Here is a 17,904-nt window from a genome sequence, read left to right on the forward strand (position 1 = left end):
CGATCCGGTCTCCCCGAGCACCGACTGGATCGGAATGCGGCCTTCTTGCGCCGCTCGTGCGTTCCAGCCGTTGCCGTCCCGGAACAATTCGGATGAATTTGTCGGTGGCCGGGACAATACTGGCCCGAGTATCGGTGGTCACCCGATCCAGCGAATTGTCGGCGCCCGGACTCCTGGCGTCGTATGGAACAAGATCGAGAACTCAACTTCAGGAGAATTATGCCCGACGCAATAGTCGCCGAGGGTCTGGTCAAGCGATACGGCCAGCTGGTGGCCCTCGACGGACTCGACCTGACGGTCCCGGAGGGGACCGTCACCGCACTGCTCGGACCCAACGGTGCGGGTAAAACCACTACGGTCCGGGTGCTCACCACCCTGCTGGTGCCGGATGCCGGACATGCCACGGTCGCGGGAATCGACGTGCTGCGCGATCCGCAAGTCTTGCGCTCCCACATCGGCGCGTCGGGCCAGTACGCCGCGGTGGACGAATATCTCACCGGTTTCGAGAATTTGGAAATGGTGGGACGTCTGTATCACATGGGCGTGCAGCGAAGTAAGGAACGCGCACGCGAACTGCTCGAACGATTCCGGCTCACCGACGCAGCGGACCGACCCGTCAAGGGCTACTCCGGCGGTATGCGCCGCCGCCTCGACTTGGCGGGCGCACTGGTCGCGAATCCGCCCATCTTGTTTCTCGACGAGCCGACCACGGGGCTCGATCCCCGTGCGCGCCTGGACCTCTGGGACGTCATCGAGGAGTTGGTCGCCGGCGGAACCACGTTGTTGCTCACCACGCAGTACATGGAGGAGGCCGACCGGCTCGCCGATTCCATCGCGGTGATCGACCACGGGAAGGTGATCGCCGAGGGGACCGCCGACGAGCTCAAGACCTTGGTCGGCGGTGACCGCATCGAACTCACCGTCGATCGCGCGGACAATCTCATGACGGCCGAGACGGCGCTGAAGACCTTGGCGGACGGTGAGATCCATCTCGAGCCCGGATTGCGCCGGATCACCGTCCCGGTAGCCGATGGATCGCAGGCGCTGGTCGAGGCGGTCGGCAGGTTGGCCGAGCACAACGTCCAGATCCACGACGTCGGCCTGCGGCGCCCGTCGCTCGATGACGTCTTCCTCACCCTCACCGGCCACCAGGCGGAAGCGCCCGCCGACGGCGGTAGGGCGAACGACAAGCTGAATGCGGGCGACAAGCTGGAAGCTACGGAAGGAACGATTCGATGACCGCGACGGCCCCGGCCCTGGTACGGCCCTCGCTGGGCCAGCGACTGTCCATAGTGGTCAGCGACAGCGTGACCATCGCGAAACGCAACGTCATCAAGATCAAGCGGGTACCCGACGTCCTGATCTTCTCCACGCTCTCGCCGATCATGTTCGTGCTGCTGTTCGCCTACGTCTTCGGTGCGGCAATCGACGTGCCCGGCCTCTCCGGCGGCTACCGCGAGTTCCTCATCGCGGGCATCTTCGCCCAGACCGTGGTGTTCGGTGCGACCTTCACCGGTGCGGGCCTGGCCGAGGACATGCAGAAGGGCATCATCGACCGGTTCCGCTCGCTGCCGATGGCGTCGTCGGCGGTGCTGGTCGGCCGCACGATCAGCGATGTGGTGATCAACGTGGTCAGCCTGACGGTGATGTCGCTCACCGGCTTGGCGGTCGGCTGGCGGATCCGCGGTTCGTTCTTGGACGCGGTGCTGGCCTATGTACTGCTGTTGCTGTTCGCCTACGCGGTGTCCTGGATCATGGCCGTGGTGGGTCTGCTGGTGCGAGCGCCGGAGGTGTTCAACAACGCCAGCTTCATGGTGGTCTTCCCGCTTACCTTCATCGCCAACACGTTCGTGCCCAGTGACAAGCTGCCTACCGTGCTGCGCGTGATCGCGGAATGGAACCCGGTGTCCGCACTCACTCAGGCCACCCGCGACCTGTTCGGCAACACCAGTCCGCTGGCGCCGACCCAGGATGCCTGGCCGCTCCAGCACCCGGTGACCACCTCGCTGGCCTGGGTGGTGGTGATCCTGGTGGTGTTCGTGCCGCTGGCTCTGCGTCAGTACAAGAAGACGGTCAGCCGCTGAGCCGCTGGTCCCGCGTCAGCGATCCCGCTCCGCGCCGGCGCCCGCGACGGGTGCCGGCGCGGAGCCATTGCGGGAGTATCCGATTCGAGGCGGCACGGGGGCGGGTTGCGGCTGCTGGGGCCGCCGAGTGCGGGCCAGATAGGCCACGGCACCCGCCAGCGCGACGGCAGCTGCGACGATGAGCCGGTTACGTGAACGCGAAGAGACATGTAGGCGCCCCGAGGTCATTGGACCACTCTGGCACAGCCCGGCGATTCGTGCAGGAGGCCCAGCTCAGAGCCGGGTCCGGCCCAGTTCCGCGGCGGCGTCGCCAACCGTGGCACGATGGGCGGCGTGACCTCACCGAACCAGACCTCCGTGGCGACGCTGCACACGAATCACGGCGATATCAGAGTTTCGCTTTTCGGCAACCACGCTCCCAGGACGGTCCGCAATTTCGTCGGCCTCGCCGATGGTTCGGCGACGTACACCACAGCGAATGCCAGTGGCGGCAACACCGGCCCGTTCTATGACGGCGCCCTGTTCCATCGGGTGATGTCCGGCTTCATGATCCAGGGTGGCGATCCCACCGGCACCGGTCGCGGCGGCCCGGGCTACGAGTTCGGTGACGAGTTCCATCCGGAACTGCGCTTCGATCGCGGCTACCTGCTGGCGATGGCCAACGCGGGGCCGGGCACCAATGGGTCACAATTCTTCATCACCGTCCGCCCGCAACCGCATCTCAACCGCAAGCACACGATCTTCGGCGAAGTCGTGGACCTCGATTCGCGCAAGGTTGTCGACTCGATCGCCGCCACCAGGACCGATCGCGACGACCGCCCGCTGGAGCCCGTCGTCATCACCAAGATCACGATCGAATGAGACTATGAATCCTCAGTCGCCCGCACCGACGTGCGTCCGCCACCCGAATCGCCCGACCGGCCTGGCCTGTACGCGGTGCGGCCGGCCCTCCTGCGCGGAGTGCCTGCGCCCGGCGGCGGTCGGCCAGCATTGCGTGGACTGTCTGCGCCAGGATCAGCGAAGTGTTCCGCCGGTGCGGACGGTCTCGGGCGCACCGGCGGCCCGGTCGCCGATGCCCACTGTGACCTACGCGCTGATCGCGATCAACGTGGTGATCTACGCGATCACCGCTGCTCAAGCCAAGAGCCTGATGGACAACCAGCGAGGCTCGGCGTTATTCCTGGATTGGGTGCTGTTCGCCCCCGCGGTCGCGGACGGCCAGTGGTGGCGAGTGCTCGGTTCCGGCTTCCTGCACTACGGTCCGATCCATCTGCTGCTCAATATGTTCGCGCTGTATGTCGTGGGCCGAGATGCCGAGCTGGTGCTCGGGCGCCTGCGCTATCTGGCGGTGTATCTGGTCTCGCTGTTGGGCGGTTCAGCCGGGGTGATGCTGTTCGCGCAGCACAGTCTCACCGCGGGCGCGTCCGGTGCGGTGTACGGCCTGTTCGGCGCCATCACCGTCATCCTGATCCGGTTGCGGCAGAACCCGAATCAGATGCTCATCATCATCGGTATCAACGTATTCATCAGCTTGTCGCTACCCGGCATCTCGCTCTGGGGACACCTCGGCGGTCTGGCGGCGGGCACGCTGGCGACGCTCGGCATCCTGTTCCTGCCTGCGTGGTTGCGGGTGAAATCCCAGGACACCGCGCGGCTGGTCGGCTGGGTGGCCGTGGCGGTGGTCGCGGTTGCGGCGTTGGCGGCGGTGGGCGTCAGCGCGGTCGCTTTGGCTGCCTGACACAGGAATTCGCTTCACGTGAAACATGGGCGTGCGGCTATCGACAAGCGCGCAAGGCCGTTCCGGCGCGGAATCAGCGGGTCTTGTCCTCCGACAGGCGCAGTGCCGCGACGAGCTCGTGGTATACGACCTCGGGATTGACACCCAGATCCCAGCGGCCGAAGATCAGCAGTCGCTCCGCGCCGTCGCGCTCCACGTCGAGTTCCAGCATCGGAGTTTTGCGACCGAGGCGGCGGTAGCCCACCACGCGGGCACGGAGTATTTGGTCAGGGGCGTATTCATCCGCTCCCGTCAGCGTGCGAACCATCAGACGCGGCTGCGCGCCGGACTGCACGGAAAGGCGCGGTCGCTGCCGGAATCCGAGCCCGGCGAGAGCGAGGAGGCCGACGGCGGCCAGCCCGACCAGCAGACGGCTTGGCGCGTCGGTGCTGAGAACCGCGGCCACGGCCAAGGCGACGCCGCCCACCGTGACCGCCACGAGCGCGGGAGTCGGGGTGGTCCACGCCATGCGCGGTTCTTCGCGCGGGCCGGAATCCTGAGGCTCCGGAGTCAAGGCAATCCCCAATCGCTCCTCGAGTTGTCCACAGGCTCATCCACAGATGTGCATGAATGACACGTCTGTAATCCGCGTCCGTGCTGGTGGCGTCAACGCCAGCGCATGGTCATGATCAGGCCGACCACCATCAGGCCGAAGCCGATCAGGAAGTTCCATGCGTTGAGGTCGTTCATCCAACTGATCTGTTCGGCTGCCAGGTAGTAGACGAGCAGCCAGATCAGCCCGGCGAGCATAAAACCGAGCATGATGGCGACATACCAGACCGGAGACGGCCCGGCCTTCACCTTGACCGGGGTCCGGCTGGCAGGGTTGATCGTGTAGTCGGTCTTCTTACGGACCTTCGACTTGGGCATGACGTCCTCGTATTCGGCGTGCAGGTCGTGCCCCTAGGCTATCCCAACTGGTAATGGATGCGACGCGGTGGCGGGCGGGGACGTAATCTCGATGCCATGCGTGTTCTGGTCGTCGACAATTACGACAGCTTCGTCTTCAACCTGGTGCAGTACCTCGGTCAGCTGGGTGTCGATGCTGTCGTCTGGCGCAACGATGATCCGAACCTGGCCGACGTGGACGCGGTTGTACGCGACTTCGACGGCATCCTGATCAGCCCCGGCCCCGGTACCCCCGACCGTGCGGGCGCCAGCATTCCGTTGGTGCGCGCCTGCGCCGAGCACGGTGTTCCGCTGCTCGGCGTGTGTTTGGGCCACCAGGCCATCGGCGAGGCGTTCGGCGCCACCGTCACCAGGGCGCCCGAGCTGCTGCACGGCAAGACGAGCGAGGTGTTCCACATCGGCGCCGGTGTGCTCGCCGGTCTGCCCGACCCATTCATTGCCACGCGGTACCACTCGCTCACCGTGCTCGAGGACACCTTGCCGGAGGAGATCGAGGTACTCGGGCGCACCGAGAGCGGGATCGTGATGGCGATGCGTCATCACACGCTGCCCATCCACGGCGTGCAGTTCCATCCCGAATCGGTGCTGACCCAGAGCGGCCACCGCATGCTGGCGAACTGGCTGGGCGTATGCGGCCAGCGTCCCGCCGAGGGCTTGGTGCAAAGGCTCGAGGCGGAGGTCGCCGCGCTGGTGTTGCAGTGACCCGTCCCTACGTGCTGCTGTCGGTCGCGGTCAGCATCGACGGGTACATCGACGACGCGAGCCCCGAACGCCTGCGACTGTCCGACGCGGCGGACTTCGATCGCGTCGACCAAGTCCGCGCGGACTCCGATGCGATCCTGGTCGGCGCGCAAACCCTGCGCAGGGACAACCCGCGCCTGCTCATAGACAGCGCCGACCGCAGAGCGGCGCGCGTCGCTGCGGGCAAACCAGAGTATCCCCTCAAGGTGACGGTGTCGGCGAGCGCCGACCTGGCCCCGGAGCTGCGTTTCTGGCATCACGGCGGCGGCAAGCTCGTCTACACCACCACCGCGGGCGCGGCGAAACTCGCCGATCGGTTGACCGGTCTCGCGGACGTGGTGAGCCTCGGTGCGGAACTCGATTTCGGTGCGTTACTGGACGACCTGGGCCATCGCGGTGTCACCCGCCTCATGGTGGAGGGCGGCACCCGCGTCCATACTGCCTTCCTGGCCGCCGACCTGGCCGACGAACTGCATGTCGCGGTCGCTCCCATCCTGGTCGGCGATGCCGCGGCGCCGCGCTTCCTCGCCGACGCCGACTACCCCGGTGCGCCGAATCGCAGGATGCGGCTGGCGGGTGTGACCCAGGTCGGCGATGTCGCCGTGCTGCGTTATCTGCCGAAGGCCCATACGGACTGACGAGGTGTCCGCATCGGCGTCGCTGGAACTCGGTGCCCGGACGGCACACCACTTCGATGCGGCTGCCGTAAACCAACCGATCCTGCGGAGCGAGATCCCTCGAGTTGTCATCGCCAGGCGAGATCTCGTGATCGGTGGTGGCGGTGCGGAAGCTACGGCAGCCGCCGTCGAAATTTAGCCATCCTTGTACCGGCGGTGTCCCAAGGGCACCGTCTGGATTACTCCGGCACCTAAGGACGTCCGTAGACGGCGGTGACGAACTCGCCGAGTTGGTTGTCGTCCAGGTGCCTGGCCAGATCCGCCTCGCTGATCATGCCGACCAGCCGCTTGTTCTCGATCACCGGCATTCGCTTGACCCGGTTACTTTCCATCTCGTCGAGAACGACCTCGATGTCGGCGTCGGCGTCGACCCACCGCGGTGTCGCTTCGCACAGTTCTTCCACCCGCGTTTTGGATGGCGATTTGCGCTGAGCGATGCACTTCACGACGATGTCGCGGTCGGTGACGATGCCGCACATCCGCTCGTTCGCGTCCGCGATGACCAGGGATCCGACGCCGAGTTCGGCCATGAGGTTGGCGGCCCGTTCGACCGTCTCGTCCTTGGAGATCCACTGTGCGCCGGGCTTCATGATGTCCCTGGCAGTGGTCATGAGCTACCTCCTTGTGGTCAGCTGAGCTGATTAGGATGAAGCAGCCTTATTCTCCCGCAGTTCACACCGAATGGTCTCGTTTTCTCGATACCGATGGCGACACCTCTCACCGCCGCCGAGCGCAGGCGCTCGCGACTCAGGCGATCGCCCCGGTCGTGATCGAGATGGTGGCGTTCTTGCCGACTGACGAGCCGGCCGACGGTTGCTGAGCCACGACGCGGCCGACATTGCCCGGATCGAACACTGTGGTCTGGCTGATCTGCGAGAGGCTGCCGGTCCAGCCGCTCTGGCGCAGCCTGTCCACCGCCTGCGTGGGTGTCAGGCCCCTGATCTCGGGCATGCTGATCTGGTCGCCGGTGGACACCTGGAGGACCACGGTCGATCCCTTGTCGGCAGACGAACCACCAGCGGGTTTGGTGCCGATCACCTCACCCTTCGGCTGGGACGAGGCGACTTCCTGGATCTGAACCTTGAAATTGGCGCCCTCGATATTCGGCTGCGCGACGTCGATCGACTGGCCGATCACATTGGGAACTCGCACCTTCTCCGGGCCCGCACCGATGATGACCATGATGGTCCGGCCCGCGTCGACCCGCGAGCCTGCCGCGGGATCGGTGCCGATCACCTTGTCGGTGTCCTGGAGGCTGGAGGGCTTGCGTTCGACGTTCGGATCCATCTGCAACCCGATGGAGTTGAGCTTCTGCTCGGCATCCTGCTGGGTCAGCCCGTCCAGTCTCGGCACCTGGACCTGCGCTGGTCCGCTGGAAACCTGGACTGTGACGGTGCTTCCCTCGTCGATCCTGGAACCACCGAGCGGCTGCGTGGCGATCACATTGCCCGTGGCGACCTTGCCGTCGGGCTTCTGCTGAATCGCCACCGTGAATCCGAGTTTCTGCAGCGCGTCCTGCGCCTGCTGGGCGGACTTGTTCGCCAGGTCGGGAACCGCGACCTGGTCGGGTCGGCTTCCCGGACCGATCAACACCCAGAACAGCGCGATCACCACGGCGATCGCCGCAGCGGCACCGAGCGCGATATAGGCGGTGCGGCGCTGGCCGTCCGGGTCGGCGGGCTCCTGTTCGGCGGTGTCGTCGTTGCGCTCGATGGTGCGGTAACTGCGCGGTGCGGGTTCGTCCGCGCCCATGATGGTGGTGCGATCCTCGTCGGTCATCACCATCGGGGCGCTCGGCTTCTGGCCGCCGAGCACCCGGATCAGGTCGGCGCGCATCTCGGCCGCGGTCTGGTAGCGGTTGGCCGGGTTCTTGCTCATCGCCTTGAGCACGACCGAGTCCAGTTCGCGCGGTACGCCCGGGAGCACGTGCGAGGGCAGCCGCGGATCCTCCCGCACATGCTGGTAGGCCACGGCGATCGGCGAGTCACCGGTGAAAGGTGGCTCGCTGGTGAGGATTTCGAACAGCACACAGCCGACGGAGTAGACATCCGAGCGGGCGTCCACTGTCTCGCCGCGGGCCTGCTCCGGCGAAAGATACTGTGCGGTGCCGATCACGGCCGCGGTCTGCGTCATCGGGTTCGAGCTGTCGGCGATCGCGCGGGCGATGCCGAAATCCATCACCTTCACCGCGCCGGATCGGTTGATCATGATGTTCGCGGGCTTCATGTCGCGGTGCACGATCCCGGCCTTGTGGCTGAAATCCAATGCGGCACAGACATCCGCGACGACCTCCATCGCACGGCGTGGTGGCAGCGGACCCTTGCCGCGCACGATATCGCGCAGTGTGTCGCCGTCCACGTACTCCATCACGATGTACGGCAGCGGACCGCCGTCCAATTCGGCCTCGCCGGTGTCGTAGACCGCGACGATAGCCGGGTGGTTGAGCGCGGCGGCGTTCTGCGCTTCCCGCTTGAACCGCAGGTAGAACGTGGGATCGCGGGCCAGATCGGCTCGCAGGACCTTGATCGCCACGTCCCGGCTCAGCCGGATATCGCGCGCCTTGTGCACCTCGGACATGCCGCCGAACCCGATGATCTCGCCCAGCTCGTAGCGTGAGGAGAGATTCTTCGGGGTCGTCATGGCTGTCCTTGCGGAGAAGTAGCGGATCCGCTGCGGCTGGCCGTGGGGCCTTGGGCACCGGGGATCCCCGGAAATGGTATTGGGACCGTCGGAACGCGCGGCAGGGTGGTAGTAGTCGGCGTGGTCGTCGTCGGCGTCGTCGTGCTCGGTGCCGTGGTGGTGGTCGGCGTGGTCGTCGTCGGCTCCGGGGTCGTGGTCGTCGGCTCGGTGGTCGTCGGTTCCGGGACCGTCGTGACCACCGGCGGAGGCGCGGGCTTCGGGGTTGTGGTGACCACCGGCGGGATCGGCTTCGGATTCGGCGCGATCGTCGAGGTCGGGGACGGCGTCGAGTCCGGGTTCGTATCGCCGCCGAACAGCAGGAAGATCGTGATCGCGCCGAGCAGCACGGAGCCGATGCCGAGCCCGGCCAACCATTTCTGCGTCGAGGTGAACCGTTTGCCGCCGGGCGGCTGATTGCCGTCGGCGCTCCGGCTCAGCATGGTCGCCGGAGCCGCGGCCGCACCGGCACGTGTTGCCGCGCCGACCGTCCCGGCCGCGGGCGTCGAGTAGCGCACCGTCGCACCGTCGAAATCGGGCGGTGTGGAGGGGATCACGGCCGTCGGGCCGGGCGGCAACACCCGGGTGGCTCCGGTCATCGGTGCTCCAGGATGAGCGCCGCTCGGTGGCGGTGGACGACGGCCCGCGCGCACGGCGGCGACGGCGTCGGCGAACTCGCCGCCGCGGGCGTAGCGACGCCCCGGGTCCTTCTCCATCGTGATCTCGATCAGCTCACGCACGTTGCCGGGCAGGTCGGCCGGCATCGGCGGCGGGGCCTCGCGGACATGCTTCATCGCCACGGTGATCGCGCCGTCGCCGATGAACGGCCGCTGCCCGGCGAGCGCCTCATAACCGACCACGCCGAGCGAGTACACGTCACTGGCCGCGGTGGCGTCCTCGCCGACCGCCTGCTCCGGCGCGATGTACTGGGCGGTGCCCATCACCATGCCGGTCTTGGTCACCGGTGACGCGTCCACCGCCTTGGCGATGCCGAAGTCGGTGATCTTCACCTGACCGGTCGGCGTGACCAGGATGTTGCCCGGCTTCACGTCGCGGTGCACCACGCCCGCACGGTGCGCCACCTCCAGCGCGCGCCCGGTCTGCTCCAGCATGTCCAGGCCCTGGGCCACGGACAGCCTGCCGAGCCGGTTCAGCACGGTGTTCAATGGCTCGCCCTGGACCAACTCCATGACCAGATAGGCGGTCTCGCCACCCTGCGGGTCGATCGTCTCGCCGTAGTCGTAGATCCCGGCGATACCGGGGTGATTCAACTGGGCGGTCGTCTTCGCCTCGGTGCGGAACCGATGCCGGAACGTCGGGTCGGCCGAGAACTCCGATTTCAGCACCTTGACCGCGACTCGGCGGTCGAGCCTGGTGTCCAGGGCTTCCCAGACCTGGCCCATGCCGCCGGTCGCGATCAGTCGCTGCAGCCGGTACCGGTCGGCGATCATCGCACCGTTGTTCAGCATCGAGGTCCCCGTACCTTCACTCGCACATCCATATCGTTCAGCCCCCTCGAAGACCCGCGTCCAGGACCGCGCGAGCCACCGGCGCGGCCACCGAGCCGCCGGTCGCGGCAAGCGCCCGGTCCCCGCCGTTCTCCACGATCACCGCGATGGCGATCTTCGGGTTCTGCGCGGGGGCGAACGCGATGTACCAAGCGTGCGGCGGCGTCTGGCGCGGGTTGGTTCCGTGCTCCGCGGTGCCGGTCTTGGACGCGATCTGATAGCGGGACTGGCCACCTCCGGCGGTATTGCTCTCCGACGCGATCATCAGGTTGGTCAGTGTCGACGCTACCTCTGCGCTGACCGCCTGGCCGACCGAGACCGGCTTGGTCTTGGACAGCTCGCTCAGATCCGGGCCTTGCAGCTGATCGACGAGGTAGGGCTCCATGCGGACGCCGCCGTTGGCGATGGTTGCCGCGACGACCGCGTTCTGCAGCGGGGTCAAGGCGACATCCCGCTGCCCGATGCTGCTCTGGGCCAGCGCGGCGTTGTCGGGGATGGGGCCGACGGTGCTCTCCGCCACCGGCATCGGGATGCCGCGGTGCGGGCCGACGCCGAACGCGGCGGCCTCGTCCTCGAGATTCGCCGCGCCGATCTTGACGCCGAGTTCGGCGAAGGCCGTGTTGCACGAGCGCCGGAACGCCTCGAAGAGCGAAGCGGTGGGGTTGGGGCCGCAGGTGGAGCCGTTGTAGTTCTCCAGCTTGGTGGTGGTGCCGGGCAGCTCGATATTCGGTGCCGCGGTGAACTGGTCGTCGGGGGTCGCGGTGCCGTTGGCCAGCGCGGCGGCGGTGACCACCACTTTGAATGTGGATCCGGGCGGATAGGTCTGTGAGATAGCGCGATTCAACATGGGATGGCGAGGATCCGCACTCAGGGTTTCCCACGCCTGGGTGCCGCGCGCACCATCGTGCCCCGACAGCAGGTTCGGGTCATAGCTCGGCGTGGACACCATGGTGAGAATCTTGCCCGTGCTCGGCTCGATAGCCACCACCGAGCCGGTGTAGCCCTTGCTGGTCATCTGGTCGTAGGCGACCTGCTGCATCACCGGGTTGAGCGTGGTGAGCACGTTGCCCCCGCGCGGATCCCGGCCGGAGACCAGGTCGACGAGGCGGCTGCCGAACAGTTTGTTGTCGGAGCCGTTCAGCACCGAGTCCTCGGCACGCTCCAAACCGGTGCTGCCGTACTGCATCGAGTAGAAACCGGTGGCAGGTGCGTAAGCCTCGGGATCGGTCGGATAGGTGCGCAGGTACTTGTAGCGGTCCTCGGTCGCCACCGAGCTGGCCAGCACGGTGCCGCTGGCCGAGATCTGCCCGCGCTGGCGGGAGTACTCGTCCAGCAGCACCCGCGAGTTGCGCGGGTCGGAGCGGAGGTCGTCGGCCTTGATCACCTGAACGTAGGTGGCGTTCGCCAGCAGCGCGACGACCATCGCCATCACCGCGACCGCGACTCGCCGTAGTGGAGTGTTCATATCGCGGCCCCCGCTTCCGGTCGTCCCGCGTCGCGGCGCAGAAACTCGGTCTGCGCGTCGGCGATCGGCGCCGGTTCCTTCTTGCGCACCGGAGCGGGCGCGCGGGCGGCGTCGGAGATCTTGATCAGCAGAGCCAGCAATGCGTAGTTGGCCAGCAGCGAGGAGCCGCCGTAGGACATGAACGGTGTGGTGAGACCGGTCAGCGGAATCAGTTTGGTCACACCGCCGACGACGACGAACAACTGGATCGCGATGGTGAACGACAGGCCGGCCGCGAGCAGCTTGCCGAAGCTGTCACGCACCGCGAGCGCCGTGCGCAGCCCGCGCACCACGAACACCAGGAACAGCACCAGGACCGCGGTGAGCCCGATCAGCCCGAGTTCCTCGCCGATCGTGGTGACGATGAAGTCGGTCTTGGCGAAGGGCACCTGGTTGGGTCTGCCGCTGCCAAGGCCGGTACCCGCGAGACCGCCCGTGGCCAGCCCGAACAGCGACTGCGAGATCTGATAGCCGGTGTTGTTGTAGTCGTCGAACGGGTGCAGCCAGGTCTCCACCCGGACCCGGACGTGGCCGAACAACTGGTATGCGAAGAAGAACCCCAGCGCGAGCAGCCCGCCGCCGATGACCAGCCAGCCGACCCGTTCCGTGGCGATGTAGAGCATCACCAGCACGGTGCTGAAGATCAGCAGCGAGGTACCGAGGTCTTTCTCGAACACCAGTACGCCGATGCACACGATCCAGACCGCGAGGATGGGGCCGAGATCGCGGCCGCGCGGGAATTCCATGCCGAGCACGTGGCGGCCTGCCGCGGTGAACAGCTCGCGCTTGGCGACCAGCACCGAGGCGAAGAAGACGATCAGCAGGATCTTCGCGAACTCGCCGGGCTGGACGCTGAACCCGGGCAGCCGGATCCAGATCTTCGCGCCGTTGGTCTCGGAGAACTTGCTCGGCAGGATGGCCGGAATGGCCAGTGCGACAAGGCCGATCAGGCCCAATGTGTAGCTGTACCGAGCCAGCGTGCGGTAGTCGCTCAGAGCGATCAGCAGGGTGATGAACACGAGCGTGCCCAGCGCCGTCCACAGGATCTGCTGCGTGGCGTCGGGGGAGGGAATCGCCCACGAGTTGTAGGCGGCGGTCTGCTGATCGGCCAGGTCGAGCCGATGGATCAGCACGAGCCCGAGACCGTTGAGCAACGCGACGATCGGCAGCAGCAGCGGATCGGCGAACGGAGCGAAGCGCCGCACCGCCAAGTGCGCGATCCCGAACAACGCCAGGTACGCCAGACCGTACCTGGCGATATCCCAGGTGATCGACTGTTCCTGACTGGCTTCCACCAGGAAGAGGGACACCGTCGTGATCACCGCCGCCGCGGCGAGCAGCAACAGTTCGACATTTCGTCTGGTGCTCGGCGGTGGCGCGGGAGCGAAGCCGCCCGGGGGACTGGGAAAGGCTCCAGCCGGCGGCGGTGCCGGTGCGGACATCAGTCCGTCACCCGACAGTTCTCCCCCGCGGTCTGGGGGTTCGGCGACGTGCTCGACGGCGAGGCAGGAGCCTCCGACTTCGTCGGTGTCTTGACCTCGGTGCCGCGTGCGTCACCCTGCTCCGGCGCCGGAGCAGGGGCGGGCGACGCCGGGGCGGGAGGAGCGCCGTTGGGCGCGGGCTCGGCCGGCGGGAGCACCCCCGGTTGCGGCGCCGATTCCTTGGCCGGGCACGGCGGCAACAGCTCTCGCTGGGCGAGATAGGTCATCGCGTCCTTGGCCTTGTCCAGCGAACCCGGCGGCAACCCCTTGTCCACCTGATCGCGGCCGGTCTGCTTCAGATCGCTGACCTTCAGCGGCTTGCACGAGGACGGCAGGTCCTTGCCCGGCTCGGCCAGGGTGAGTTCACCGTTGCGGGTCACACAGCCGACCAGGTTCACGTCGTGGATCGAGTAACCCAGGATGGATCCGGGCAAGCCGCGCAGGATCACCACCGAGCCGTCGTTGGCTCCGACGTAGTAGTTGCTGCGGATCATCTTGTACCCGACCAGGAGTCCGATGCAGACGGCGACGACCAGCGCCAACGCGAGCACGATCCACCGCAGCCGCCGTGACTTCTCGGCGGGCGGCTCCGGCGCGGCGGCTGCCCGGCGCGGCGCGGAACGAGGCGGACGCAGCGCGGAGGCGCGGCCCGCGGCCGTGTTCGGCGGTGGCGTGTCCTCGTCCACGCCGGAGGCGGCGCCCGCAACGATCGGGTGGCTCTGGCCGTAGTCCAGATCGATGACGTCGGCCACGACGACGGTCACGTTGTCGGGACCGCCGCTGCGCAACGCGAGCTCGATGAGCCGATCGGCGCATTCGTCGGTGGTGCCCTCGCGCATCGTGTTCGCGATCGTCTCGTCGCTGACCACGTCCGACAGGCCGTCGGAACACAGCAGGTACCGGTCCCCGGCGCGCGACTCACGCATGATCAGCGTGGGCTCGATCTCGTTTCCGGTGAGCGCACGCATGATCAGCGACCGCTGCGGGTGCGTGTGCGCCTGCTCGGGCGTGATCCTGCCCTCGTCGACCAGCGACTGGACGAACGTGTCGTCCCGGGTGATCTGGGTGAGCTCGCCACCGCGCAGCAGATACGCGCGCGAGTCGCCGATGTGCACGAGGCCGAGTTTCTTGCCCGCGAACAGGACTGCGGTGAGCGTGGTGCCCATGCCGTCGAGTTCGGGCTCCTCCTCGACCTGATCGGCGATGGCGGCGTTACCCTCGCGGGTCGCCGCGTCGAGCTTGCCGAGCAGGTCGTCGCCCGGTTCGTCGTCATCGAGGTGGGCCAGCGCGGCGATCATCAACTGGGACGCGACTTCTCCCGCGGCGTGGCCGCCCATACCGTCGGCGAGTGCGAGCAGTCGTGCGCCCGCGTACACGGAATCTTCGTTGTTGCCTCGGACGAGACCGCGATCGCTGCGCGCTGCGTAGCGGAGAACAAGTGTCACGATCGCAGCTCGATCACTGTTTTGCCGACACGGACAGGCGTGCCGAGTGGAACTCGGACCGCGGTCGTGACTTTCGCGCGATCGAGGTACGTGCCGTTCGTCGAGCCGAGGTCTTCCACGTACCAGTCGTCACCACGCGGAGACAGCCGCGCATGTCTGGTCGAGGCGTAATCATCGGTGAGTACCAGCGTGGAATCGTCCGCACGCCCGATCAGCACCGGTTGAGTGCCGAGCGAGATGCGGGTGCCGGCCAGTGAACCCTGCGTCACCACAAGAAATTTGGCGCCCTTCTGGCCCCGGCTGAAGGACGGCAGCACCGCGGAACCGCGTGCGGCCCTGGGCTGGATCCGAATGCCGGATGCCGCGTAGATGTCGCTGCGCAACGTGCGCAGCACAGCCCACACGAACAACCACAACAGCAGAAGGAACCCCGCACGGGTCAGTTGCAGGATCAGTCCCTGCACGGCGCTCCACCTCCTGTTCGACCGTGTACGTCGGTGCCGTAGGTGCGGTTCGACCACCCCCACCAGCCTGCTGGTCTTGCCGGCCCCGGTGTCGGCGCCGCGCGTGTGTTGGCAGCATCATAGGGCCGTCGGTCGATTTCGATCACGATACGACCGACGAATCCCTCGAGAGCCATGTCGTGACCTGCACCGCGAGCTTACGGGATCAGACGATACGGATCAGGATCTCGGAGTGCCCGGCACGGATGACGTCGCCGTCGGCGAGCTGCCAATCCTGCACGGGAGAACCGTTGACCAAGGTGCCGTTGGTGGAGCCGAGATCGGACAACATCGCGGTCTGGCCATCCCAGCGCACCTCGATGTGCCTGCGCGAGACGCCCGTGTCGGGCAGGCGGAAGTGCGCGTCCTGGCCGCGGCCGATGATGTTGCTGCCTTCCCGTAGCTGGTAAGTCCGGCCGCTGCCGTCGTCCAGCTGCAGGGTAGCCGAGTAGCCCGAACCCGCCTGCGGCGTGGCGCCGTAGCCCTGGCCGCCGTAGCCCTGCGGCGCGCCGTAGCCCTGCTGCTGCGAGTAGGCCTGGCCGTAACCGCCCTGGTCATCCTGGCCGTAGCCGCCCTGATCGGGGTAGTTCTGATCGCCGTAGCCCGGGTCGTTGTAGCCCGGCTGGGCGTACCCGGACTGGCCATAGCCCTGGTTTTGCTGGCCGTAGCCCTGGTCGGCGTAGCCCTGCTGCTGGCCGTAGCCCTGGTCGGCGTAGCCCTGCTGCTGGCCGTAGCCCTGGTCGGCGTAGCCCTGCTGCTGGCCGTAACCCTGGTCGGCGTAGCCCTGCTGCTGGCCGTAACCCTGGTCGGCGTAGCCCTGCTGCTGGCCGTAACCCTGGTCGGCGTAGCCCTGCTGGCCATAGCCTTGATCGGCGTAGCCCTGCTGGCCATAGCCTTGGCCACCCTGCTGGTAGTCGTAGCCGTTCTGGTAGTCGCTGTAACCCTGTTGTGCGTCCGGAGCCTGGTCGTACGCGCCACCGCGGCCGTAGTCGTCGCGGTACGCGCCGTTCTGCGGACCGCCGCGACCAGCAGGCGGTGGAGCGTACCCGCGGTTGCGTGGATCGGACTCCGCGGGCTCACGGCTCGGGTCGTAGCCTGAGTTCTGCGTCATGGGGCCAGCTCCTGGTTGCGGGTTTGCAGGTCGTTGTGGCGGTGATTCGGGGCCGCGAGCCGCGCTGGCTCTATGGCCGACATCGGGATCGACGCGGCCACTTGCCCTGAACTGTCCGGTGTGCAGCGTAGGGGATGCCTCGAACGCCACGTGTACGTCGCCGTAGGTCTGCCAGCCTTGCTCGCGGATGTAGTCCTGTAGATGTTTGGCGAACGCGCGTGTGGTGAGGTCGTGGTCGGCGTCCAGTTGCTGATGATCCGATGAGTTGATCGTGATCACATAGCTGTTAGGCGCCAGCAGATGCCCGCCGCCGACATCCTGGACATGATCGGCGGCCTCGCGTTGCAGCGCCGCCTCCACCTCCTGGGGCACGACGCTGCCACCGAACACTCTGGCGAATACGTCACCGACCGCGCCTTGCAGGCGACGCTCGAACCGCGAAACGATGCCCATCTCGGCCTCCCTTCGGTGAGCGTCTCTTTCCTGATTCGTAACAACGACACGCGTGTATGGCGTGTCGCTTATCGACCACGTTCATTGCATGATATCCACGATCGTCCACACCTGTAACTCTTGGCGGTGATGCGGGGTTCCCTGGCCCGTCCAGAGCCCCTGTCACGCCCCTGTCAGGCCTCTGAAATGGCGATTTCGTATCCGCCGCGGGAGCGTGATAGTGTCTCCGAGTCGCTCGGGCGAGTGGCGGAATGGCAGACGCGCTGGCTTCAGGTGCCAGTGTCCTTCGGGACGTGGGGGTTCAAGTCCCCCTTCGCCCACAGAGAGATTTCGGAAAGCCGCGTATCGGTACATTGCGCCGATACGCGGCTTTTTTGATCTATTCCGCTCGGCTCGGTCGGTCGTTCGCCGATTAGGCCGCAGTGTCGTCTGTCACGGCCCTGCGGCGGCCGGAAGTACACCCAACTGCTGCAAAAACCCGAGCACGTCCTTGTCGGACCATTTCTCGGCAATTTTGCCGTCCTGGATCCGGTGGATCGCTGTGCCGGTCATCGTCAGTTCGCGACCGGTTGCCGGTATACCCGGCAGGTCCCCGGTGTGGCGACCATATGCGGTGATCCGGGTGACGACACGGTCGCCTTCGGCGAGCTGATCCTCGATCTCGTGCCGCCCAGGGGTGGCCTCCCAGAACATACGAAACGCCTGCTTCAGGCCCTCGCGGCCCGGACCGATGCCGGGGAACGGGGGAGGCGAATGATCGAGGTAGTCCTCGGCGACGAGTTCGTCCATGGCGTCGATGTTTCCCGCGTCGATCTCTTGATAGAACCGGCGGATCAGAGACTTGTTCGCTTCCAGCGACATGATCGACCTTCCTCCTCGAGTGCCGCGCCGCGAGCGGCCATGGCGATGGTGGCGGTTCACTCGAGTGTCGCCCATCGGAAGCGGCAATGGAACAGCAACCGGTTTGCGCGGCGTCGTGTCGGGGGTTCGGGCAATGGGGCTCCGCGACGCCGTTTCCGGCCCTTCTCGTCGTTG

Annotated in this window: 17 protein-coding genes and 1 tRNA gene; 7 read left to right on the top strand and 11 right to left on the bottom strand. The window is 66.7% G+C overall.

Going from position 1 to position 17,904, the window contains the following annotated elements; translation table 11 throughout:
* Positions 1-219: 219 nt before the first annotated feature.
* From OHA40_RS15735 to OHA40_RS15750, 4 genes are all read left to right on the top strand, one after another.
* On the top strand, positions 220-1,239 hold the full coding sequence (locus OHA40_RS15735; protein ID WP_330233777.1) for an ATP-binding cassette domain-containing protein: 1,020 nt from the start codon (positions 220-222) through the stop codon (positions 1,237-1,239).
* A complete protein-coding gene (locus OHA40_RS15740) occupies positions 1,236-2,084 on the top strand; it encodes an ABC transporter permease (RefSeq protein WP_330233778.1) in 849 nt (282 codons plus the stop codon). The genes OHA40_RS15735 and OHA40_RS15740 overlap by 4 nt, the downstream gene beginning before the upstream one ends.
* Positions 2,085-2,417: 333 nt before the next feature.
* A complete protein-coding gene (locus tag OHA40_RS15745; protein ID WP_330233779.1) occupies positions 2,418-2,945 on the top strand; it encodes a peptidylprolyl isomerase in 528 nt (175 codons plus the stop codon).
* Between the two features lie 4 nt (positions 2,946-2,949).
* A complete protein-coding gene (locus OHA40_RS15750; RefSeq protein ID WP_330233780.1) occupies positions 2,950-3,822 on the top strand; it encodes a rhomboid family intramembrane serine protease in 873 nt (290 codons plus the stop codon).
* A gap of 73 nt (positions 3,823-3,895) precedes the next feature.
* Here OHA40_RS15750 and OHA40_RS15755 read toward each other — a convergent pair whose 3' ends face one another.
* Both OHA40_RS15755 and crgA read right to left on the bottom strand, forming a co-directional pair.
* Positions 3,896-4,330 (bottom strand): PH domain-containing protein, encoded by a 435-nt coding sequence (locus tag OHA40_RS15755; protein WP_330233781.1) that lies wholly within the window; start codon positions 4,328-4,330, stop codon positions 3,896-3,898.
* A 137-nt stretch (positions 4,331-4,467) separates the two neighbouring features.
* Entirely contained in the window at positions 4,468-4,731 is a 264-nt protein-coding gene (gene crgA, locus OHA40_RS15760; RefSeq protein ID WP_067469491.1) for a cell division protein CrgA, read from the bottom strand.
* Between the two features lie 96 nt (positions 4,732-4,827).
* Here crgA and OHA40_RS15765 point away from each other — a divergent pair, with 96 nt between their 5' ends.
* Entirely contained in the window at positions 4,828-5,472 is a 645-nt protein-coding gene (locus OHA40_RS15765; RefSeq protein ID WP_330233782.1) for an aminodeoxychorismate/anthranilate synthase component II, read from the top strand.
* Complete coding sequence (locus OHA40_RS15770; RefSeq protein WP_330233783.1) at positions 5,469-6,149, top strand: RibD family protein; 681 nt, start codon at positions 5,469-5,471, stop codon at positions 6,147-6,149. Before OHA40_RS15765 ends, OHA40_RS15770 begins: the two co-directional genes overlap by 4 nt.
* 230 nt (positions 6,150-6,379) lie before the next feature.
* On the opposite strand, the gene OHA40_RS15775 is transcribed toward OHA40_RS15770, so the two are convergent.
* From OHA40_RS15775 to OHA40_RS15810, 8 genes are all read right to left on the bottom strand, one after another.
* A complete protein-coding gene (locus tag OHA40_RS15775) occupies positions 6,380-6,799 on the bottom strand; it encodes a CBS domain-containing protein (RefSeq protein ID WP_330233784.1) in 420 nt (139 codons plus the stop codon).
* Between the two features lie 136 nt (positions 6,800-6,935).
* Positions 6,936-8,828: a Stk1 family PASTA domain-containing Ser/Thr kinase gene (pknB, locus tag OHA40_RS15780; RefSeq protein WP_330233785.1), complete on the bottom strand. Its 1,893-nt coding sequence runs from the start codon at positions 8,826-8,828 to the stop codon at positions 6,936-6,938.
* A complete protein-coding gene (locus OHA40_RS15785; protein WP_330233786.1) occupies positions 8,825-10,333 on the bottom strand; it encodes a protein kinase domain-containing protein in 1,509 nt (502 codons plus the stop codon). Before OHA40_RS15785 ends, pknB begins: the two co-directional genes overlap by 4 nt.
* 37 nt (positions 10,334-10,370) lie before the next feature.
* A complete protein-coding gene (locus OHA40_RS15790) occupies positions 10,371-11,837 on the bottom strand; it encodes a peptidoglycan D,D-transpeptidase FtsI family protein (RefSeq protein ID WP_330233787.1) in 1,467 nt (488 codons plus the stop codon).
* Positions 11,834-13,318, bottom strand: a complete 1,485-nt coding sequence (locus OHA40_RS15795; RefSeq protein WP_330233788.1) for an FtsW/RodA/SpoVE family cell cycle protein — start codon at positions 13,316-13,318, stop codon at positions 11,834-11,836. The genes OHA40_RS15790 and OHA40_RS15795 overlap by 4 nt, the downstream gene beginning before the upstream one ends.
* Positions 13,318-14,802, bottom strand: a complete 1,485-nt coding sequence (locus OHA40_RS15800; RefSeq protein WP_330233789.1) for a PP2C family protein-serine/threonine phosphatase — start codon at positions 14,800-14,802, stop codon at positions 13,318-13,320. Before OHA40_RS15800 ends, OHA40_RS15795 begins: the two co-directional genes overlap by 1 nt.
* Positions 14,799-15,266: an FHA domain-containing protein FhaB/FipA gene (locus OHA40_RS15805; protein ID WP_014980860.1), complete on the bottom strand. Its 468-nt coding sequence runs from the start codon at positions 15,264-15,266 to the stop codon at positions 14,799-14,801. Before OHA40_RS15805 ends, OHA40_RS15800 begins: the two co-directional genes overlap by 4 nt.
* A gap of 205 nt (positions 15,267-15,471) precedes the next feature.
* The gene (locus OHA40_RS15810) at positions 15,472-16,869 is read right to left on the bottom strand and encodes an FhaA domain-containing protein (protein ID WP_330233790.1); all 1,398 of its coding nucleotides are present in this window, start codon (positions 16,867-16,869) and stop codon (positions 15,472-15,474) included.
* A 237-nt stretch (positions 16,870-17,106) separates the two neighbouring features.
* On the opposite strand from OHA40_RS15810, the gene OHA40_RS15815 reads away from it, so the two are divergent.
* Positions 17,107-17,189 (top strand) — tRNA-Leu (locus OHA40_RS15815).
* Between the two features lie 112 nt (positions 17,190-17,301).
* Here OHA40_RS15815 and OHA40_RS15820 read toward each other — a convergent pair.
* Positions 17,302-17,730, bottom strand: coding sequence for an ester cyclase (locus OHA40_RS15820; RefSeq protein WP_330233791.1), 429 nt, complete (start codon positions 17,728-17,730; stop codon positions 17,302-17,304).
* Positions 17,731-17,904 lie beyond the last annotated feature (174 nt).

Origin of the sequence: Nocardia sp. NBC_00508 (assembly GCF_036346875.1) — a bacterium.
GTDB lineage: Bacteria > Actinomycetota > Actinomycetes > Mycobacteriales > Mycobacteriaceae > Nocardia.